The organism is Streptomyces sp. NPDC021562 (assembly GCF_040640875.1).
GTDB lineage: Bacteria > Actinomycetota > Actinomycetes > Streptomycetales > Streptomycetaceae > Streptomyces.
In genome coordinates this window covers 87375-107505 of the sequence record NZ_JBFACN010000012.1, presented here as the reverse complement: position 1 = coordinate 107505, position 20131 = coordinate 87375, and the positions used below count along the sequence as shown (strand labels likewise).

General features: G+C 70.9%; 15 protein-coding genes and 1 riboswitch. Of the genes, 10 read left to right on the top strand and 5 right to left on the bottom strand.

The annotated features are described in order from the left end of the window. The first annotated feature begins 12 nt into the window (after positions 1-12). The 3 genes from nuoL to nuoN are packed head-to-tail and all read left to right on the top strand — an operon-like array spanning position 13 to position 5182. Complete coding sequence (gene nuoL, locus AB0G52_RS20190) at positions 13-1959, top strand: NADH-quinone oxidoreductase subunit L (protein WP_132890270.1); 1947 nt, start codon at positions 13-15, stop codon at positions 1957-1959. Positions 1960-1964: 5 nt separating this feature from the next. Further along, complete coding sequence (locus AB0G52_RS20185) at positions 1965-3536, top strand: NADH-quinone oxidoreductase subunit M (RefSeq protein WP_361337622.1); 1572 nt, start codon at positions 1965-1967, stop codon at positions 3534-3536. Beyond that, positions 3533-5182, top strand: a complete 1650-nt coding sequence (gene nuoN / locus AB0G52_RS20180; RefSeq protein WP_132890268.1) for an NADH-quinone oxidoreductase subunit NuoN — start codon at positions 3533-3535, stop codon at positions 5180-5182. The genes AB0G52_RS20185 and nuoN overlap by 4 nt, the downstream gene beginning before the upstream one ends. A gap of 90 nt (positions 5183-5272) precedes the next feature. On the opposite strand, the gene AB0G52_RS20175 is transcribed toward nuoN, so the two are convergent. Beyond that, positions 5273-5791, bottom strand: coding sequence for a hypothetical protein (locus AB0G52_RS20175; RefSeq protein ID WP_361337620.1), 519 nt, complete (start codon positions 5789-5791; stop codon positions 5273-5275). 294 nt (positions 5792-6085) lie between these two features. On the opposite strand from AB0G52_RS20175, the gene recQ reads away from it, so the two are divergent. Beyond that, the gene (recQ, locus tag AB0G52_RS20170) at positions 6086-8089 is read left to right on the top strand and encodes a DNA helicase RecQ (protein WP_361337807.1); all 2004 of its coding nucleotides are present in this window, start codon (positions 6086-6088) and stop codon (positions 8087-8089) included. Positions 8090-8147: 58 nt separating this feature from the next. On the opposite strand, the gene AB0G52_RS20165 is transcribed toward recQ, so the two are convergent. Both AB0G52_RS20165 and fahA read right to left on the bottom strand, forming a co-directional pair. Continuing rightward, positions 8148-9086 (bottom strand): M56 family metallopeptidase, encoded by a 939-nt coding sequence (locus AB0G52_RS20165; RefSeq protein ID WP_132890266.1) that lies wholly within the window; start codon positions 9084-9086, stop codon positions 8148-8150. A 314-nt stretch (positions 9087-9400) separates the two neighbouring features. Continuing rightward, entirely contained in the window at positions 9401-10612 is a 1212-nt protein-coding gene (gene fahA / locus AB0G52_RS20160; protein WP_132890445.1) for a fumarylacetoacetase, read from the bottom strand. Between the two features lie 276 nt (positions 10613-10888). Here fahA and AB0G52_RS20155 point away from each other — a divergent pair, with 276 nt between their 5' ends. Then, on the top strand, positions 10889-12133 hold the full coding sequence (locus tag AB0G52_RS20155; protein ID WP_132890444.1) for an ATP-grasp domain-containing protein: 1245 nt from the start codon (positions 10889-10891) through the stop codon (positions 12131-12133). A 366-nt stretch (positions 12134-12499) separates the two neighbouring features. Next, entirely contained in the window at positions 12500-13306 is an 807-nt protein-coding gene (locus tag AB0G52_RS20150) for an HAD family hydrolase (protein ID WP_132890265.1), read from the top strand. Between the two features lie 15 nt (positions 13307-13321). On the opposite strand, the gene AB0G52_RS20145 is transcribed toward AB0G52_RS20150, so the two are convergent. Beyond that, positions 13322-13804: a transglycosylase SLT domain-containing protein gene (locus AB0G52_RS20145; protein ID WP_132890264.1), complete on the bottom strand. Its 483-nt coding sequence runs from the start codon at positions 13802-13804 to the stop codon at positions 13322-13324. 5 nt (positions 13805-13809) lie between these two features. Further along, a riboswitch (cyclic di-AMP (ydaO/yuaA leader) is annotated at positions 13810-14005 on the bottom strand. A gap of 682 nt (positions 14006-14687) precedes the next feature. On the opposite strand from AB0G52_RS20145, the gene AB0G52_RS20140 reads away from it, so the two are divergent. The 4 genes from AB0G52_RS20140 (at position 14688) to AB0G52_RS20125 (ending at position 19340) form a co-directional block, all read left to right on the top strand. Continuing rightward, complete coding sequence (locus tag AB0G52_RS20140) at positions 14688-15698, top strand: polyprenyl synthetase family protein (protein ID WP_132890263.1); 1011 nt, start codon at positions 14688-14690, stop codon at positions 15696-15698. 389 nt (positions 15699-16087) lie between these two features. Continuing rightward, positions 16088-17344, top strand: a complete 1257-nt coding sequence (locus AB0G52_RS20135; protein ID WP_132890262.1) for an outer membrane lipoprotein carrier protein LolA — start codon at positions 16088-16090, stop codon at positions 17342-17344. A gap of 63 nt (positions 17345-17407) precedes the next feature. Beyond that, the gene (locus tag AB0G52_RS20130; RefSeq protein WP_132890261.1) at positions 17408-18421 is read left to right on the top strand and encodes an ABC transporter ATP-binding protein; all 1014 of its coding nucleotides are present in this window, start codon (positions 17408-17410) and stop codon (positions 18419-18421) included. Beyond that, the gene (locus AB0G52_RS20125; protein WP_361337616.1) at positions 18408-19340 is read left to right on the top strand and encodes an ABC transporter permease; all 933 of its coding nucleotides are present in this window, start codon (positions 18408-18410) and stop codon (positions 19338-19340) included. The genes AB0G52_RS20130 and AB0G52_RS20125 overlap by 14 nt, the downstream gene beginning before the upstream one ends. A 22-nt stretch (positions 19341-19362) precedes the next feature. On the opposite strand, the gene AB0G52_RS20120 is transcribed toward AB0G52_RS20125, so the two are convergent. Beyond that, a complete protein-coding gene (locus tag AB0G52_RS20120) occupies positions 19363-19950 on the bottom strand; it encodes an NAD(P)H-dependent oxidoreductase (protein WP_132890259.1) in 588 nt (195 codons plus the stop codon). Positions 19951-20131 lie beyond the last annotated feature (181 nt).

Genomic DNA, 20131 nt, shown 5'->3' with positions numbered 1-20131 from the left:
GGTCGCTGAATCGTGGAGAACCTCATCGCGCTGCTGATCGCGGCGCCTCTGCTCGGAGCGGTCGTCCTCCTGGTCGGCGGCCGCCGCCTGGACGGCGTGGGGCACTGGATCGGCACCCTCCTGTCGACGGCCTCCTTCGTCTTCGGCGTGATCCTCTTCGCCGACCTGCTGGGCAGGAACGCCGAACACCGCACGCTCACCCAGCACCTGTGGACGTGGATCTCCGTCGGCAGCTTCCAGGCGGACGTCACCTTCCGCCTCGACCAGCTGTCGATGACCTTCGTCCTGCTGATCACCGGCGTCGGCTCGCTCATCCACGTGTACTCGATCGGGTACATGGAGCACGACGAGCGCCGCCGCCGCTTCTTCGGCTACCTCAACCTGTTCCTCGCGGCGATGCTGCTGCTCGTCCTCGCCGACAACTACCTGCTGCTGTACGTCGGCTGGGAGGGCGTCGGTCTCGCCTCCTACCTGCTGATCGGTTTCTGGCAGCACAAGCCCAGCGCGGCGACCGCGGCGAAGAAGGCCTTCCTGGTCAACCGCGTCGGCGACATGGGCCTGTCGATCGCGATCATGCTGATGTTCACGACGTTCGGCACCTTCGCCTTCGGGCCGGTGTTCAGCCACGTCGGCGACGCCTCCCAGGGCCGGCTCACCGCGATCGGCCTGATGCTGCTGCTCGCCGCCTGCGGCAAGTCCGCACAGGTACCACTGCAGTCCTGGCTCGGGGACGCCATGGAGGGCCCCACCCCGGTCTCCGCCCTCATCCACGCGGCGACCATGGTGACCGCGGGCGTCTACCTCGTCGTCCGCTCGGGAGCGATCTTCAACGCCGCCCCCGACGCCCAGCTGGCCGTCACCGTCGTCGGCGCCGTCACGCTCCTGTTCGGTGCGATCGTCGGTTGCGCCAAGGACGACATCAAGAAGGCGCTCGCCGGCTCGACCATGTCGCAGATCGGCTACATGGTCCTCGCCGCCGGCCTCGGCCCGATCGGCTACGTCTTCGCGATCATGCACCTGGTGACGCACGGCTTCTTCAAGGCCGGTCTCTTCCTCGGCGCCGGCTCCGTCATGCACGGCATGAACGACGAGGTCGACATGCGCAAGTACGGCGGCCTGCGCACGTACATGCCGGTCACCTTCATCACCTTCGGCCTCGGCTACCTCGCCATCATCGGCTTCCCGGGCCTGTCCGGCTTCTTCTCCAAGGACAAGATCATCGAGGCGGCGTTCGCCAAGGGCGGCACCGAGGGCTGGATTCTCGGCGCCTGCGCCCTGCTGGGCGCCGCGATCACCGCCTTCTACATGACGCGCGTGATGCTGATGACGTTCTTCGGCGAGGAACGCTGGCGCAACCAGCCCACCCGCTCCCCGCAGGCGCCCAGCGCCGAACCGGCCGCCGAACACCACGGCGAGCACGCGGAACCGCACCCGCACGAGTCCCCGAAGGTCATGACCATCCCCATGATCGTGCTGGCCGTCGGATCGGTGTTCGGCGGCGCCTTCTTCAGCATCGGCGACCGCTTCCTGCACTGGCTGGAACCGGTCACCGGCCACAGCGAGGGCGACTCCCCGCTCAGTGCGGCCACCGTCACCGGCGCCACCATGGTCTGCCTGGTCATCGGCGTCGGCATCGCCTACCTCCAGTACGGCCGCCGTCCCGTCCCCGCCGTCGCCCCGCGCGGCTCGCTGCTCACCCGCGCGGCCCGCCGCGACCTCCTCCAGGACGACTTCAACCACGTCGTCCTGGTCCGCGGCGGCGAACACCTCACGCGCTCCCTGGTGTACGTCGACCACACCCTGGTCGACGGGGTCGTCAACGGCACGGCGGCGGGCTTCGGCGGCCTCTCCGGCCGGCTGCGCAGGCTCCAGAACGGCTACGCGCGCTCGTACGCGGTCTCGATGTTCGGCGGCGCGGCCCTCCTGGTCGCCGCGACCCTGCTGATGAGGGCGGTCTGATACCGATGTCCTTTCCTCTGCTGACAGCGACAGCGGCCCTCCCGGCCGTCGGCGCGATCGCCACGGCCGCCGTACCGGCCGCCCGGCGCACCGCCGCCAAATGGCTCGCGCTGCTGGTCTCGCTCGCCACCCTGGTCCTCGCGATCGTCGTCCTGGTCCGCTTCGACCCGGGCGGCGCCCGCTACCAGCTCACCGAGTCCCACGCCTGGATCGCGGACTTCGGCGTCAGGTACGACCTGGGCGTGGACGGCATCGCCGCCGTCCTCATCGCCCTGACCGCCCTGCTGATCCCGTTCATCGTGCTGGCCGGCTGGCACGACGCCGACCCGCTGGAGACCGGCAGCAAGCGGTGGCGCCCGACGCAGGGCTTCTTCGCCCTGATTCTGGCCGTCGAGGCGATGGTCATCATCTCCTTCGAGTCCACCGACGTCTTTTTGTTCTACATCTTCTTCGAAGCCATGCTGATCCCGATGTACTTCCTCATCGGCGGCTTCGGCGACCGCGCGCACGAGCACGGCGAGGAGACGGCGTCCACGCAACGGTCCTACGCCGCCGTGAAGTTCCTCCTGTACAACCTGGTCGGCGGTCTGATCATGCTGGCCGCGGTCATCGGCCTCTACGTGGTCGCCGGGAACTTCTCCCTCACGGAGATCGCCCAGGCCCGGGCGAACGGCTCGCTGCACATGGCGACCAGCACCGAACGCTGGCTGTTCCTCGGCTTCTTCTTCGCCTTCGCCGTGAAGGCGCCGCTGTGGCCGCTGCACACCTGGCTGCCCAACGCCATGCAGGAGTCCACCGCCCCCGTCGCCGTCCTCATCACCGCGGTCGTCGACAAGGTCGGCACGTTCGCGATGCTCCGCTACTGCCTCCAGCTGTTCCCCGAGGCGTCGAAGTGGGCGACCCCCGTCATCCTCGTCCTCGCCGTGATCGGCATCATCTACGGCGCACTGCTCGCCGTCGGCCAGCGCGACATCAAACGCCTGGTCGCCTACGCGTCGATCTCGCACTTCGGTTTCATCATCCTGGGCATCTTCGCGATGACCAGCCAGGGCCAGTCCGGCGCCACCCTGTACATGGTCAACCACGGCATCTCCACGGCCGCGCTGATGCTGGTCGCCGGCTTCCTGATCTCCCGCCGCGGCTCGCGCCTCATCGCGGACTACGGCGGCGTGCAGAAGGTCGCCCCGGTGCTCGCCGGCACCTTCCTGATCGGCGGCCTGGCGACCCTGTCCCTGCCGGGACTCGCCCCCTTCGTGAGCGAATTCCTCGTCCTGGTCGGCACGTTCACGCGCTACCCGGCCATCGGGATCATCGCCACCTTCGGCATCGTCCTCGCCGCGCTCTACACCCTCGTCCTCTACCAGCGGACGATGACGGGCCCGGTGAAACCGGAGGTCTCCGCCATGCCCGACCTGCGCGCGCGTGAGCTCGTGGTCGTCGCCCCGCTGATCGTTCTGCTGATCTTCCTGGGCGTCTATCCGAAACCCGTCACGGACATCGTCAACCCGGCGGTCAAACAGACCATGTCGGACGTACACAAGACCGACCCCAAGCCCGAGGCGGAGGCGGCGAAGTGAGCGCAGCAGCCGTCCACAGCCTGTGGACAGACGCGGCCGAACCGATCTCGAAGATCGGCGCGCCGAAGATCGAGTACGGACAGCTGTCACCCACCCTGATCGTCGTCGGCGCGGCGATCGTCGGGGTGCTCGTCGAGGCGTTCGTCCCCCGTAAATCCCGCTACTACGCGCAGGTCTTCGTCTCCGCCGTCGCCCTGTGCGCGGCCTTCGCGGCGGTCGTCGCCCTCGCCGCGGACGGATACGGCACCACGAAGGCACACATCGCGGCCATGGGCGCGATCGCCGTCGACGGACCGTCCCTGTTCCTCCAGGGCACCATCCTGCTGGCCGGACTCGTCGGCCTGTTCACCTTCGCCGAACGCCGGCTCGATCCCGCCGCCCACGGCAACCGCGTCGACTCCTTCGCCGCCCAGGCCGCGTCGGTCCCCGGCAGCGACAGCGAACAGGCCGCCGTGAAGGCCGGGTTCACCACCACCGAGGTCTTCCCGCTGCTCCTCTTCGCGGTCGCCGGCATGCTGGTGTTCCCCTCGGCCAACGACCTGCTGACGCTCTTCGTGGCCCTGGAGGTCTTCTCCCTCCCGCTCTACCTGATGTGCGCCCTGGCCCGCCGCAAGCGCCTCATGTCGCAGGAAGCCGCCGTCAAGTACTTCCTGCTCGGCGCCTTCGCCTCCGCGTTCACCCTGTTCGGCATCGCCATGCTGTACGGCTACGCCGGCTCGGTGTCGTACGCCACCATCGCCCAGGTCGTCGACGGCACCGTCACCAACGTCGACCCCGCCCTCGCCGGCACCATGGGCAACGACGCCCTGCTCCTCATCGGCTCCGCCATGATCGTCATGGGGCTGCTCTTCAAGGTCGGCGCCGTCCCCTTCCACATGTGGACGCCCGACGTCTACCAGGGCGCACCCACCCCGGTGACCGGCTTCATGGCCGCCGCCACCAAGGTCGCCGCGTTCGGCGCGCTGCTGCGCCTGCTGTACGTCGTGCTCCCCGGCATGCGCTGGGACTGGCGGCCGGTCATGTGGGGCGTCGCGATCATCACCATGCTGGGCGGCGCGATCGTCGCGATCACCCAGACCGACATCAAACGCCTGCTCGCCTACTCGTCGATCGCCCACGCCGGATTCATCCTCGCCGGTGTCATCGCGACCTCGAAGGACGGCGTGTCGTCCGTCCTCTTCTACCTCGCCGCGTACTCCTTCGTCACCATCGGCGCCTTCGCCGTGGTCACGCTGGTGCGCGACGCGGGCGGCGAGGCGACCCACCTGTCCAAGTGGGCGGGACTCGGCCGACGGTCCCCTCTGGTGGCCGCCGTCTTCGCGGTCTTCCTGCTGGCCTTCGCCGGAATCCCGCTGACCTCGGGCTTCGCCGGGAAGTTCGCCGTGTTCAAGGCGGCGGCCGAAGGCGGGGCGGTCCCGCTGGTCGTGATCGGCGTGATCTCGTCGGCGATCGCCGCGTTCTTCTACATCCGCGTGATCGTCCTGATGTTCTTCAGCGAACCGAGGCCCGAGGGCCCCACCGTCGCCGTACCGTCACCGCTCACCATGGCCGCCATCGGCCTGGGCGTCGCCGTCACCCTCGTGCTCGGCGTGGCACCCCAGTACTTCCTCGACCTGGCCAGCCAGGCGGGAGTCTTCGTGCGCTGACCCCTTCGGTACGGCCACGGGCCCCGGTTCCTCGCGCGGGAACCGGGGCCCGGGCGCGTCCCCGGCCGGCGGCCACCGGCCGTCGACCGGCTACCCGCACGCCACCGTCGGGTTCCACGGCGCGAACAGACCGCTCGGATTGTCCTTCCAGATCCACGCCCGCAGCGTGTACACCGGCCCCTTGACCCCCGGCACCGTCGTCGGCCCCTGGAACGCCTGACCGAACATCGTCGGCGGGGTCGTACCGCTGCCGGCCGGCACGATCCACTCCACCCCGACCAGCGCACGCCCGCCGTCGCCGTCTTCCTCGTACAGCAGACCCGCCGGCTCGGACGGGTCGAGACTGCCGACACCGGCGGACCTGACGTAGTGGTAGCCCGCGCCTCCCCGGCCGGTCCGGGCGTCGCAGGCGGCGGCCGGGGCGAACCCGTCCGTGACGGCGAACGGCTCGTACTCGTAGTCCGCCGTCGCCGTGTAGGCCGGGGTCAGGTCCGTCCACACGAACGGATCGGCGGTGGGGACGGGAGCCGCGTCGGCGGGGACCGCGGCCAGAGCGAACGGCACGGCCAGCGCCATCGCGACGCCGGCCGTGCGGGACCTGAGAGACATCCTGAAGCTCCTCGGGGCGGAAGAGGCACGCGGACGCGACGCCTCCGTGACGACGCGGGCCTCCCCGGTCCCGCCCGTGCAGCATGGCCCGCGCCACGCCCGGGCCGCCATGCGGAGTCCGCCAAAGGACTGAGGGCACCGCCGGACGGCCGACCCCGGTCACCGCCCCCCTGCCGGCCGGCCGGCCTGTGGACAACTCCGGCGCTGTCGGTCCGGACCCCTATCGTGGAGGCAGTGGTCGAGGGACGACGTACGGGGGACACGACGATGGGCGCGACGGGCGGGACCGACGAGATGCCAGGGACGACCGAGACGCCGCAGGCGCCGCACAAGCCCGGACCAGCGGACAGCGAGGCACTGGCCACGTTGCACCGGGTCTTCGGGTACGACGCCTTCCGCGGCGAGCAGGAAGCGATCATCGAGCACGTGGTGGCGGGCGGCGACGCCGTCGTCCTCATGCCGACCGGCGGCGGAAAGTCACTCTGCTACCAGATCCCCGCCCTGGTCAGACCAGGTACGGGCGTCGTGGTCTCCCCGCTCATCGCCCTCATGCAGGACCAGGTGGACGCCCTGCGTGCCCTCGGCGTGAACGCCGGCTTCATCAACTCCACCCAGGACTTCGACGAGCGACGCGTGGTCGAGGCCCAGTTCCTCGCCGGTGAACTCGACCTGCTCTACCTGGCCCCCGAACGGCTCCGCCTGGACGCCACGCTCGACCTGCTCGGCCGCGGCAAGATCGCCGTCTTCGCGATCGACGAGGCGCACTGCGTCTCCCAGTGGGGCCACGACTTCCGCCCCGACTACCTCGCCCTCTCCCTGCTCGGCGAGCGCTGGCCGGACGTCCCGCGCATCGCGCTCACGGCAACCGCCACCCGCGCGACCCACCAGGAGATCACCCAGCGGCTGCGCATGCCGGCCGCCCGGCACTTCGAAGCCAGTTTCGACCGGCCCAACATCCAGTACCGGATCGTCCCCAAGGCCGACCCGAAGAAGCAGCTCCTCGCCTTCCTGCGCCAGGAGCACGAGGGCGACGCGGGCATCGTCTACTGCCTCTCCCGCAAGTCCGTCGAAGCCACCGCCGAATTCCTCAGCCGCAACGGCATCGAGGCCGTGCCCTACCACGCAGGCCTCGACGCCGCCACCCGCGCCGCCCACCAGTCACGCTTCCTGCGCGAAGAAGGCCTGGTCGTGGTCGCCACCATCGCCTTCGGCATGGGCATCGACAAACCCGACGTCCGCTTCGTCGCCCACCTGGACCTGCCCAAGTCCGTCGAGGGCTACTACCAGGAGACCGGACGCGCGGGCCGTGACGGACTGCCCTCCACCGCCTGGATGGCCTACGGCCTCAACGACGTCATACAGCAGCGCAAGCTCATCCAGTCCGGTGAGGGCGACGAGGCCTTCCGCCGCCGCGCCCAGGCCCACCTCGACTCGATGCTCGCCCTGTGCGAGACCGCCCAGTGCCGACGCGGTCAGCTCCTGAACTACTTCGGCCAGGAACCGGACCCCGCCGGCTGCGGCAACTGCGACACCTGCCTCACCCCGCCCGAGACCTGGGACGGCACCGTCGCCGCCCAGAAGGTCCTCTCCACCGTGGTGCGCCTGCAGCGGGAGCGCGGGCAGAAGTTCGGCGCCGTCCAGATCGTCGACATCCTGCTCGGCAAGCGCACCGGCAAGGTCATCCAGTTCGACCACGACCAGCTGTCCGTCTTCGGTATCGGCACCGACCTCGAAGAAGCCGAATGGCGGGGCGTCGTCAGGCAGCTGCTCGCCCAGGGGCTCCTGGCGGTCGAGGGCGAGTACGGCACCCTCGTGCTCACCGAGGCCAGCGGAGCGGTACTGCGACGGGAACGCGAAGTCCCGCTGCGCAAGGAACCCAAGAAGCCGGCGGTCCCGCGCTCCGCGTCAGCCGGCACCTCCGGGTCCGCGGGCAGGAGCAAGGCGAAGGCGGCGGTGGCGGAGCTGCCCGAGAACCTGCTCCCCGCCTTCGAGGCACTGCGCGCCTGGCGTGCCGAACAGGCCCGTGAACAGGGCGTACCGGCCTATGTGATCTTCCACGACGCCACCCTGCGGGAGATCGTCAGCCGCCGGCCCGAGTCGATCGCCGAACTCGCCACCGTCGGCGGGGTCGGCGAGAAGAAGCTGATGACGTACGGCGAGGGCGTACTCGGCGTCCTGGCCTCCCTGAACGCGCCGGAACCGCAGGGATCCCCGGATGGCGTGCCGGCGGAAGCCGGGGACGGTGACCCCTGGCCCGAGCCGGACGAGGAGCCCGAGCCGGAGGAGGACTGGATGTAGACCCGCGGGCGTCTGCGGGGGCCTTGGCCGACATCCACCGCCGCCGCAGACCGAACGTCTAGCCGAGTGCCGTGAGGCCCGGTGCGAAGGTGATCAGCAGGGGGAGCAGCGGGATCAGGGCGGCCACGGTGGTCGTCAGGGCCCGTTGGCGGCGCAGCAGCCGTGGGGGTGGTTCCAGGAGCCGGTCGACGCGCTCGCCCAGCAGGCGGCGGCTCGACGCGCAGGAGAGCACTCCGCGGTGCTGGTTCAGTTCGATCAGGGCCAGCGCGGTCGTGAGGTGGCCGCAGCGGCGGGATGCGATGTCGTCGGCGGCGAGTTCGACGAGCCGGTGGGTCTGGTCGCAGAAGTGGGCGAACAGCGGCACCCGGGGGAAACCCGTGGCGAGGGCGCTGGACAGGTGGAGCAGCCAGTCGTGGTGGGCGCGGGCGTGTCCCCGTTCGTGGGTGAGGACCGCGTCGAGCTGGTGGTCGGTGAGGCGGAGCAGCGCCCCTGTCGTCACCACGAGCTGCGGCGGGTGCCCGGGCATCCACCAGGCGTCCGGGTAATCGTCCTCCAGCACCAGCATCGGCCCGCGTGCCGCCGGCAGCCCGGCGGGCAGTTCCGGCGCGCGCTCCCGCAGGTGTGCGCGGGTGCGGTCGCGGCCCCGCCGGGCCTCGACCAGTTCACGGACGAGCATCGCCGTCGTCCACGCGGCCCCGCACGCCAGCAACACCGTGAGGGCGACCGCCCACAGGGGCGCGACGGAGAGGTCGTACGCCGCGGTGACCGCCGGTGGCGCCGGCGCGAACACCCGGTCGCGCACGGTGTGGAAGACGGCCGCGGCGCCCAGGACCAGCGCCGCCAGGCAGCACATCAGGACGGTGGCGACCAGGCACTGCCACACCCACAGGGCGACCACCGGTTCGCGCTCCGGCCACAGCGCCTGCACCAGTGCGCGCGGCGCCGGAACCGCGGCCGTCAGGGCGACGGCGGTCAGCAGGAGCAGGCAGACGGTCATGCCGCGGCTCCGTTTCCTGATCGGAGAGGTGTGCGGGTGGCGGGGCGGTGGTGCGGAAGCCGCGCCGTGGTGCTGCGGGTTGTGCCGTGGATGGTGCTGGGGGTTGTGCTGGGGGCGCGTGCGCCGGTGCATCGCGCCGTGCATGCGCCGCCGTCACGCGTGGTGCACGCCGGAGGCGCATCGCATGGTGCGCGGTGGTGGCGCATCGCATGGTGCGTGTTACGCCAGTATGACGGTGCGCGCGGGTGGCGTCAGGTGCCCACGACGATTCCGCCCGCCGCCCGCCGGGCCCCGCAGCCCCCGCTCTCCACCCCTCACCCCGCCACGATCCGCCCGCTGACGTCCCCGAGCCCGACCCGGCTCCCGCCCGGCCCCGGAGCCCACGCCGACAACGTCACCACGTCCCCGTCCTCCAGGTAGGTCCGCTTCCCGTCGCGGAGTTCGAGCGGCTCCTGTCCGTTCCAGGTCAGCTCCAGCAGCGAGCCGCGTTCCCCGGGCTCCGCGCCGCTCACCGTGCCGGAGCCGTACAGGTCCCCGGTGCGCAGCGAGGCGCCGTTGACGGTCAGGTGGGCGAGTTGCTGGGCGGCGGTCCAGTACATGGTGGAGAACGGCGGCTCGGACACCGTCTGCCCGTTGATCGCGATCGAGATGCGCAGGTCGTAGCCGGCGGGCTCCTCGGTCGTGTCGTCGAGGTACGGCAGCAGCGGATGCGTCCGCCGGGGCGGTGGAACCCGCGCCTCCTCCAGCGCCTCCAGGGGAGTGATCCACGCCGAGATCGAGGTGGCGAACGACTTGCCGAGGAACGGGCCGAGCGGTACGTACTCCCAGGCCTGGATGTCGCGTGCCGACCAGTCGTTGAGGAGCGTGAGCCCGAACACGTGGTCCCGGAAGTCACCCAGTGCGACCGGCTCTCCCTGCCGCGACGGCGCGCCGACGACGAAGCCGACCTCGGCCTCGATGTCCAGCCGCACGGACGGGCCGAACACCGGTTCCGGGTCCGAGGGCGCCTTGCGCTGGCCCGACGGCCGTACGACGTCCGTGCCCGACACCACGACCGTGCCCGCCCGGCCGTGGTAACCGATCGGCAGGTGTTTCCAGTTCGGGGTGAGCGGTTCGGCGGCGTCGGGGCGGAAGATGCGGCCGGCGTTGCGGGCGTGGTTCTCGGAGGCGTAGAAGTCCACGTAGTCGGCGACCTCGAAGGGCAGGTGCAGGGTCACCGCGGACAGCGGGTGGAAGAGCGGTTCCAGCGTCGCGCGGTGCGCGGGGACGCTCACCCACGCGGTCAGCGCGCGGCGTACGTCCGACCAGGTGGTCCGGCCCGCCGCCAGCAGCGGGTTGAGGGTCGGGCGGGCGAGCAGGGAGGCGTAGGGGGAGCCGAGGGCGAGGGCCGCGGCGCCGGCGTCGAGGACGTGGTCACCGAGGCGGACGCCGACCCTCCGCTCCGTGCTCCCGGAGGTCGAGAACACGCCATACGGAAGGTTGTGCGGGCCGAAGGGGTCGCCCTCGGGGACCTCGAAGGGGGGCAAGGGGGGCATGGGGTGGCTGCCTCGCTCTCATCCGTGTCGTGCGTGGCCCGGCCCGGTGGGGGCGTCGTCGGGACGGTGCACGGCGTTCCAAGTGGTCGCGCCACACGTTACGGGTGAGTTGGCTGTCGTGGCAGTGTCTAAAGAGTTCGCAATGTCCGAATAGGCCTTGTCGGAGGGGGCAATTCCGGCTTAGCGTCCTTTGGGGGACACGGACGGGGTGGGTCCGGTCCGTAGGGGGGACACGTGGGGGGACCCGTGGCCAGGAATGCCGTCGGCGTGCCGTTCGAGGCGGACCGCGACGTGCCGGGCCTGATCGTCAAGTTCGGCGACTATCCGCTGCACCACGGCGGGGTCGGCGCGATACGCAGTCTGGGCCGCCTCGGTGTGCCCATGTACGCGATCACCGAGGATCCGTACACACCCGCGGCCTCCTCTCGGTATCTCACGCGGGCGTTCGTGTGGCCGACGACAGGCGCCGAGGAACCGGATCATCTCGTCGAGGGACTGCTGCGCATCGGCCGCCGTATCGGCCGTCCGACCGTGCTGATCCCCACCGACGAGGAGGCCGCCGTCCTGATCGCCGAGCACCAGGACGCGCTCGGCGACCGTTTCCTCTTCCCGCGCGTGGAGCCCGGACTGCCGCGTCGGCTGGCCAGCAAGCAGGGGCTGCACGACCTGTGCGTGGAACACGGCATTCCCAGTCCGGAGGCCGCCTTCCCGCAGTCGTACGACGAGATCGTCGACTTCGCGGAGAAGGCACGCTTCCCGATCGTGGCCAAGAACCGCGAGGCGTTCGTCCGGCGCAAACAGCCCGCCGTCAACGGCACGACACGGATCACCACTCGCGAGGGACTGCTCGCCCTCGCCCGTGACTGGGGTCCCCGTCCGGGTGTCATCCTCCAGGAGTACCTGCCGCGGGAGGAGGCCGAGGACTGGATCGTGCACGCCTACTTCGACGCCGACTCCACCCCGCGCGCGCTGTTCACCGGGGTGAAGGTGCGTTCCTGGCCACCGCACGCGGGCATGACCGCGAACGCGTACGTCGTGGACAACCCGGAACTCGCGGACCTCGCCGCGCGTTTCATCAAACAGATCGGCTTCACCGGCGTCATCGACCTCGACCTGCGCTTCGACCGTCGCGACGGGCAGTACAAGCTGCTCGACTTCAACCCGCGCATGGGCGCCCAGTTCCGGCTCTTCGAGAGCGACACGGGTGTGGACGTGGTCCGCGCCATGCACCTGGATCTGACCGGGCGCCGCGTCCCGGAGGGGGAGCAGCGCGCCGGTCACCGGTACGTCGTGGAGAACATCGACCTGCCCGCCCTCCTGGCCTACCGCCGCAGCGGCTATACGACGCCGCACGCGCCCGGACGGCCGAGCGGCACCGAGCTGGCCTGGCTGGCGGGCGACGACCCGCTGCCGTTCGTCACGATGCTCGCGCGGTTCGTGCGTCCCGGGGCGAAGCACCTCTACCAGATGTGGCGGACCAACCGGCGCGGCTCCGGCACCTCCCGGAGGTAGGCGCCACGTTTCGGCGCCGGACCGGACACCCGCCCCTGACGCTCGCCGCGCCGACGTCCAGTTCGGCGGCGTCACCGTCCCCGTCGAACCGGAGTCCTATCCGCGAGCACGTCCTGCCCGGATCCGCCAGGCGCCTTTCGGCCCGGTCCTGGCGCTCGGCGTCGTGCCAGGTCGCCACGTCAAGGCGGTGGTCGTCGGCGTCGGCCGCAGGAAACCTCTCCGGCCCCCGGCCGGCGCCTCCCGCAGCCGCGCCCGCGCAGACGTCACCGGCCGCACTGACGGCGCCTCACCACCGAGACGGCGGACGCCACTTGAGGCCGAAACGCACCGTGAGTCTCAGGGGCGTGCCGTCCGTATTCTCTGATCATGGTCGCACCTTCCCCGTACTCGCTGATCGCCACCGACCTGGACGGCACGCTGCTGCGTGCCGACGACACCCTGTCGGACCGGTCGCTCGCCGCCCTGGCGCGGGCCGGCCGGGCCGGTGCCACGCACCTCGTGGTGACCGGCCGCCCCGCGCCGAGAGTGCGCCCGCTCCTCGACGATCTCGGCTGCACGGGACTCGCGGTCTGCGGCCAGGGCGCGCAGGTGTACGACGCCGGCACGCACCGTCTGCTGTGGTCGGTCACCCTGGACCGGGAACTGGCGGAGACCGCGCTCGGCAAGGTCGAGGCCGAGGTCGGCCAGGTGTACGCGGCGGTCGATCAGGACGGCGTGGACGGGCTCACGCTCATCGAACCGGGCTACCTGATGCCCCACCCCACGCTGCCCGCCCTGCGCGTGGACCGGCGTGACGACCTGTGGTGCGCGCCCATCAGCAAGGTGCTGCTGCGCCACCACACCCTGTCCGACGACGAACTGGCGGCGACCGCCCGCGCGGTGGTGGGTTCGCTGGCGACGGTCACCATGTCGGGACCGGGGACGGTGGAGCTCCAGCCGTGCGGGGTGACCAAGGCGACCGGGCTGGCGCTGGCCGCCGACCACCTGGGGCTGTGCCCCGAACGGGCCATCGCCTTCGGTGACATGCCCAACGACATCCCGATGTTCGACTGGGCGGCCTACGGAGTGGCCATGGCCAACGCGCACCCCGAGCTCCGGGCGAGGGCCGACGAGATCACCACGTCGAACGAGGACGACGGCATCGCCGTCGTCCTCGAAAGACTCTTCGTCTGATGCGGGGCGCGCCGGTCAGTACGCGCCGTGGACGTTGTCGATCGAGCCGTACCGCGCGGCGGCGTAGTTGCAGGCGGCGGTGATGTTCGCGACCGGGTCGTAGATGTCGAAGGACGTGCCCGCCACGTGGTACGCGTTGAACGTCGGGTCGATCACCTGGAGCAGGCCCTTGGACGGGATGCCGGCGGCCGCGTTGGAGTCCCAGAGGTTGATGGCCCGCGGGTTGCCGGACGACTCGCGGATCACGTTGCGGTAGATGCCGTTGTAGGTGCCCGGGATGCCCTTCTGGGCCATGATCGCGAGCGACTCGCGGATCCAGCCGTCGAGGTTGTTCGGGTACCCGGCGGGCGTCGTCGAGGCCGTGACGGCGGTGGTGGGGGTGGCGGCGGAGGCGTCGGCCGCGCCGATGAGCGGAAGGGCGAGTACGGCGGCGCCGGTACCGGCGGCGGCGAGCGTGCGGGCGATGCGGGTGCGGCGGGACTGGGCGGCAGCAGGCATGGCGAAGTTCCTCTCCGTCGCCTGCGAGGTGAGCTGTCGGGTTCGGGCTCGGGGAGTGCCCGGTCGCGTCACCCGAAGGCGACGCGACTTCACCCCTAGCCGGTCCGGGACGGCGTCCGTCGATGACGGCGGCCGCCCGGTCCGGCGACTTACCTGGGTCCCCCGCTCCTGCCGTGCGAATGAACTCGTCGATGGGTTGGGCCGGGCGGCGGCAGGATTCGGCGTCCGCCCGGCGAGCGGGAACGTATGCGAGAGCACATGTCCGGAACAAGTGGTGGATTCACACAACGCGCCGATTGACCTTGATCTGAGGCGTATGGGGCACTTGATCCTTTGCGGTTGCCAAGCCTCAACTGGCGCACAGGGAAAGGCGAGGCAGGGCGTCGTGCGGCGTGCGGGACACGGGGGTCCGAGTGACCTACTTCACGAAACCGCAATCACGGCAAAAAGGGCATGAGGGATTAGTTGAATCCGTCCGCGTCGCCCAGGGATTCGGTGATTGTCCTAATTGTCTTATTGAATGGAATTGCGGCTCTAGGGAGTGAATGAGTCATTCGGGCGTCATTCGTCGGGCGTGGTCGACGTGTTGACGGCCGATTGCGTCAAGGCCGCGCGGAGCGCCGGGAATTCCCGAGGGGTGGCGTGCGTGATCCTGGTCACCCGGGGAGAGTGCGTCCAGGTGGGTGACATCGGCCAAGTCGGTGGATGTCATGTCTTATCATCTGATCAAAAACATACCGGTCGTGATCCGATGGTGCCCGGGGCGTAACCGTGGGCGCCCTCGGTGATCGAAACCTGACCGGATACGCTGACTTGAGTGATGGCAGCGACCTATCGACAAACCGTGTAATCGCCAGTGGACACCAGCAGACAGGAGACCCTCGTGACCGTCGTCGGGCCGTTCGGGCTGAGCGTGCGGGACCAGGCTCTGGAAGCCGATGTCCAGGCCGGATTGGCGGCTGTCGAGGAAGGCCTGCTAGAGGCCACCAAGAGCGAGGTCCCCTTCATCACGGAGGCCGCGCAGCACCTCGTACGGGCTGGCGGCAAGCGGTTCCGGCCGCTGCTGGTGATGCTCGCCGCGCAGTTCGGCGACCCCTACGCACCGGGTGTCGTGCCGTCGGCCGTCGTCGTCGAGCTGACCCACCTCGCCACCCTGTACCACGACGACGTCATGGACGAGGCCGCCGTGCGGCGCGGTGTGGACAGCGCCAACACCCGCTGGGGCAACTCCGTCGCCGTCCTCACCGGCGACTTCCTGTTCGCGCGTGCCTCGCAGATCCTCGCCGACCTCGGGCCCGAGGCGGTCCGCGTTCAGGCCCTCGCGTTCGAGCGGCTGGTGACCGGCCAGATCCTGGAGACGGCGGGGCCTTCGGACGGGCGCGACCCGGTCGACCACTACCTCGACGTCCTCGGCGGCAAGACGGGCTCGCTGGTGGCGGTCTCCTGCCGTTTCGGCGCGATGATGTCCGGTGCCGACGAGACGGTCGTGGACGTCCTCACCCAGTACGGCGAACGCCTCGGAGTCGCCTTCCAGCTCGCCGACGACGTCCTCGACATCGCCTCCGACTCGCACGAGTCCGGCAAGACCCCGGGCACGGACCTCCGCGAGGGCGTTCCCACCCTCCCCGTGCTGCGGCTGCGGGAGCGGGCGGCCCGGCTGGGGCTGGCCGAGGACATCGCGCTGTGCGAGCTGCTGGACTCCGACCTCACCGACGACGCCCGGCACGCGCAGGCGCTCGCCGCGCTGCGGGTGAACCCGGCGCTGGAGGAGGCGCGCCGGGACGCCGTCCGGTACGCGGAGGAGGCGCGGGCCGCGCTCGCACCGCTGCCCGACTGCGACCCGAAGGTGACGCTGGTGGAGCTGTGCGACGCGGTGGTGCACCGGGCCGGCTAGTCCCGGCACCCTGCCGACCGTGCGGGCCCTGCCGACCGTGCGGGCCCTGCCGACCGTGCGGACCCGTCGGTTCTGCCCGGGGACCGGGCCGGCCTGCGGCCCGACGGCACCTGCCGGCACCTGTCACCTCCTGTGACACACCGGCCTCCGGCATCCCGCGGGAGGCGTTCGCACCGCTTGACCCCTACGGGTCGGTGGAGGCGCCGACCCCCTCGTGTCATACCGCAGTCGTACGCGGAGTTGGCTCCCCGGTCTGACGCCTGAACGCCTCCGATTTGGTGAGATGGAAACCACGGAAATCACCACCGCTCACCGATTCGGGTGAGAATGGCGGCTCAGGGTGGGACACGTGCGAGACGGCCGCCGCCGACGACGGAGGTAAGGCACACATGGCACCGTACGAATCCGACGACAGCGCGGGGATCGCGCAGGCCGACGACGAGCGGCGCGCCGAACGGCGGCGCAAGGCCACGCGGTACGTCGTGCCGGTCACGGTGGTGGGGGTGGCCGCGGCCACGATCGGCCTGGTCCCGGCGCTCGCCGACTCCGGTGACCCCCACCTGCCGAAGATCAGCGCGCAGGAACTCATCAACAAGATCGCAAAGTCGGACGTGCAGCAGCTGTCCGGCACTGTGAAGATCAGCACCGACCTCGGCCTGCCCGACCTCGGCGGCCTGGAGAGCAGCCTGCTGTCCGGCGCCACCCAGGGCGGCGGCGCCGGCTCCTCCGCCGACCCCACCGCCAAGCTCACCGAACTGGCCTCCGGCACGCACACCCTGCGCGTGGCCGCCGACGGACCCGAGAAGCAGAAGGTGTCGCTGCTGGAGAGCGGCGCCGAGTACAGCCTCATCCACAACGGCACGGACGTCTGGGGCTACGACAGCAAGTCCGACGAGGTCTACCACTCCACCGTCGCGGACTCCGGCAAGGAGCGCCACGCAGCCCCGGCCACGCCCAAGGACTTCGCCGACGAGGTGCTCAAGTCGGTCGACGACACCACGTCGGTGAAGGTCGACGGCACCGCCCAGGTGGCCGGCCGGGACGCCTACCGCCTGGTCATCAAGCCCAAGCAGTCCGGCACGACGGTCGGCGCGATCAGCATCGCCGTGGACGCCAAGACCGGCACGCCGCTGAAGTTCACGCTCACCCCGTCGAGCGGCGGCGCGGCCGTCGTGGACGCCGGCTACACCCAGGTCAGCTTCGCGAAGCCGGCCGCGTCGACCTTCGACTTCACCCCGCCCAAGGGTGCCAAGGTCACCGAGGGCGACAAGGCCGACAGGGCCGCCGGATCACACCGGCACGGCGACGGCGGCGAGAGCGGCAGGCCCACCGGGACGCCCGGCAAGGGCGCCCCCAAGGACCTGGAGAAGGGCGGCTTCGACGTCCTCGGCAAGGGCTGGAACTCCATAGCCGTCCTGGACTCCGGCAGCAAGGGCGGCCTGCCCACGGGCTCCGGCTCCGCCTCCGGCAAGGCGGGCGACCTGAGCGGCTTCCTCGGCTCGCTCGGTGACCCGGTCTCCGGGAAGTTCGGCAAGGGCACTGTCTTCTCCACCCGGCTGATCAACGCCCTGATCACGGACAACGGCAAGGTGTACGTCGGCGCGGTGGACAAGGCGGCCCTGGTGAAGGCGGCGAACGCGGGTTAGCCGGGGGCGGCGCGGGAAGCGTTCGTCACCTGCGCCGCGATACAGGACGAAACGAGGGAGCCGATGGACCGACCGTCCGCCACGGAGCGGGAGCCGGAGGGCCCGGGCGCGGAGGGCGGCACCGCCGAGGCCGACGCCCCGGCGGGCGGGAGCGTCATCGACACCCGTGGCCTCACGAAGCGCTACCGCGGCGGACAGCTCGCCGTGGACGGTCTCGACCTGACCGTCCCCGCGGGCAGCGTCTTCGGCTTCCTCGGTCCGAACGGCTCCGGCAAGACCACCACCATCCGCATGCTGATGGGCCTGATCGCACCCACCTCGGGCACGGCCCGCGTCCTGGGCCGCCCGATGCCGGGCGCCTCGCGGGCCGTACTGCCGCAGGTCGGGGCCCTCATCGAGGGCCCGGCGCTGTACGGCTTCCTCTCGGGCCGTGACAACCTGCTCCGGTACGACGCCGCCGACCCGACCGCCGATCCGCGCACCCGGCGTGCCCGCGTCGGGGCCGCGCTGGACCGGGTGGGCCTGACGGCCGCGGCGGCGAAGAAGGCAAGGGCCTACTCCCTGGGCATGAAACAGCGCCTCGGGCTCGCCGCCGCGCTGCTCCAGCCCCGCAAGCTGCTGGTCCTGGACGAGCCGACCAACGGTCTCGACCCGCAGGGCATGCGCGAGATCCGCTCGCTGGTACGGGAGCTGGCCGGGGACGGTACGACCGTCTTCCTCTCCTCCCACCTCCTCGACGAGATCGAGCAGGTCTGCACCCACGCGGCCGTGATGGCGCAGGGCCGGCTGATCACCCAGGGCGCGGTCGCCGACCTGGCGGCCGGGGCACGCGGCCGGCTCGTGGTGACCACCCCGGACCCCGGGGAAGCGGCCCGCGTGCTCAAGGAACTGGGCGTCGCCGACGTGGTCGTGACCGAGGACCGGGTGACCGGCGAACCGCCCGAGCGCGACCTGGCCGAGGTGAACGCGGCGCTCGTCTCGGCGGGCGTCAGGGTCCGGGGCTTCCTGGTCGAACGGGCCTCGCTGGAGGACGCGTTCGTGGCGCTGACCGGGGAGGGCTTCGATGTCGCGGGCTGACATGACGACCGTACCGGAACCGGCCGGGTCGGGTCCGGCCGCCTCGGGACCGGCCCCCTCCCGTCCGGCCGTACGGCCGAACCCGCTGTGGACCCTCGGATTGCTGCGCAGCGAGCTGGTCACCACGCTGCGGCGCTGGCGCACCCTCGCGCTGCTGGGCGTCCTGGCGGCGGTGCCGATCCTGGTCGGCATCTCCGTGAAGATCGAGACGAGTGGTGACGGTCAGGTCGGCCGGGGCGGCGGCGAAGGCCCCGCGTTCATCTCGCAGGTCACCAACAACGGCCTGTTCCTGGTGTTCACGGCGCTGGCCGCGACCCTGCCGTTCTTCCTGCCGATGGCCGTCGGGGTGGTGGCCGGCGACGCGATCGCGGGCGAGGCCAACGCGGGCACCCTGCGCTATCTGCTGGTCGCCCCCGCCGGCCGTACCCGTCTGCTGCTCGCCAAGTACACGACGACGATGGCGTTCTGCCTGCTGGCCACCCTGGTGGTGGCGGCCTCCGCCCTGGCCGTCGGCGCGCTCCTCTTCCCGCTCGGCGACCTGACGACCATCTCGGGCACCCGGATCTCCTTCGCCGACGGCCTCGGCCGCGCCCTGCTGATCGCCCTGGTGGTGGCGGCCTCCCTGACCGGTGTCGCCGCCCTCGGGCTGTTCGTGTCCACCCTCACGAACAGCGGCATCGCGGCGATGGCGACGACGGTCGGCCTGCTCATCACCGTCCAGATCCTCGACCAGATACCCCAGCTGCACGCGCTCCAGCCGTACTTCTTCTCGCACTACTGGCTGTCCTTCGCCGATCTGGTGCGTGATCCCGTCTACTGGCACGACCTGGTCAGAAACCTGGAACTGCAGGCCCTGTACGTGGCGGTGTTCGGTTCGGCGGCCTGGGCGCGCTTCACGACGAGGGACATCACCGTGTAGCCCGTCGCTCGGCGCGCAGCGCTCAGGCCGACGCGTGGGGGAACCTGGCCGGCGGCGCCTGAGTGGCGAAGAACTCCTTGGCCCGGGCCAGCGCCCCGGCGTCCTCGAGCACGTCACCGCGCGCACTGCCGTTGCCGAGCAGCACCCCGCCGAAGCGCATGCCCAGGTAGGCGGCCGAGTTGTTGAGCGAGCCGACGTAGGGGTCCGCGACCGACGGCTCCTGGCCCGCCAGCACGGCGACCCCCCACAGGGTGCGCCCCGCCATGGTCCCCCGGAAGTCGACGCCGGGCGTGCGCAGCCAGCCCGCCCAGTAGTCGAGGTAGCGCTTGGTGAGGCCGGACACCGAGTACCAGTAGACCGGTGAGGCGATCACGATGTCCGTCGCCGCGAGCGTGGCGTCGAGCAACAGACCGGCGGCGGTGTCCGACGGCGGGCGCACATGGTCGCTGTCGCGGCGCAGGTCCACGAAGTCCGGCAGCGGGTGCTCGGCCAGGCTGATCCACTGCTGCTCGACGTCGGCGGGCAGCTGCTCGGCGGCACGGCGTGCCAGGAGCTCGGTGTTGCCCTCCGCACGGGCGCTGCCCAGCACGAACAGGAAACGGCGTGTCATGAGATCCCCCAAGTGAACGGCGCACAATAAATAGAGGCGTGTGCATCTTATGTGTGTGCATTGAATTCCGCCAGGCCGTACGAGGCCCTTCCTGATGCGAGGCTGTGACGTCGTGGTGACGCGTGAGCCGGGGCGAGCGGCCAGACTGGACGGTACGCACGGGTACGACCGGACGGTGACG

Excerpts from the sequence above, each read along its gene's own strand:
- AB0G52_RS20165 (WP_132890266.1), bottom strand. The coding sequence starts at position 9,086 with ATGACCGTCTGCCTGCTCCTGCTGACCGCCGTCGCCCTGACGGCCGCG.
- AB0G52_RS20150 (WP_132890265.1), top strand. The coding sequence starts at position 12,500 with ATGGTCGCACCTTCCCCGTACTCGCTGATCGCCACCGACCTGGACGGC.
- AB0G52_RS20125 (WP_361337616.1), top strand. The coding sequence starts at position 18,408 with ATGTCGCGGGCTGACATGACGACCGTACCGGAACCGGCCGGGTCGGGT.
- AB0G52_RS20185 (WP_361337622.1), top strand. The coding sequence starts at position 1,965 with ATGTCCTTTCCTCTGCTGACAGCGACAGCGGCCCTCCCGGCCGTCGGC.
- AB0G52_RS20175 (WP_361337620.1), bottom strand. The coding sequence starts at position 5,791 with ATGTCTCTCAGGTCCCGCACGGCCGGCGTCGCGATGGCGCTGGCCGTG.
- recQ (WP_361337807.1), top strand. The coding sequence starts at position 6,086 with ATGCCAGGGACGACCGAGACGCCGCAGGCGCCGCACAAGCCCGGACCA.
- AB0G52_RS20145 (WP_132890264.1), bottom strand. The coding sequence starts at position 13,804 with ATGCCTGCTGCCGCCCAGTCCCGCCGCACCCGCATCGCCCGCACGCTC.
- AB0G52_RS20130 (WP_132890261.1), top strand. The coding sequence starts at position 17,408 with ATGGACCGACCGTCCGCCACGGAGCGGGAGCCGGAGGGCCCGGGCGCG.
- AB0G52_RS20135 (WP_132890262.1), top strand. The coding sequence starts at position 16,088 with ATGGCACCGTACGAATCCGACGACAGCGCGGGGATCGCGCAGGCCGAC.
- AB0G52_RS20120 (WP_132890259.1), bottom strand. The coding sequence starts at position 19,950 with ATGACACGCCGTTTCCTGTTCGTGCTGGGCAGCGCCCGTGCGGAGGGC.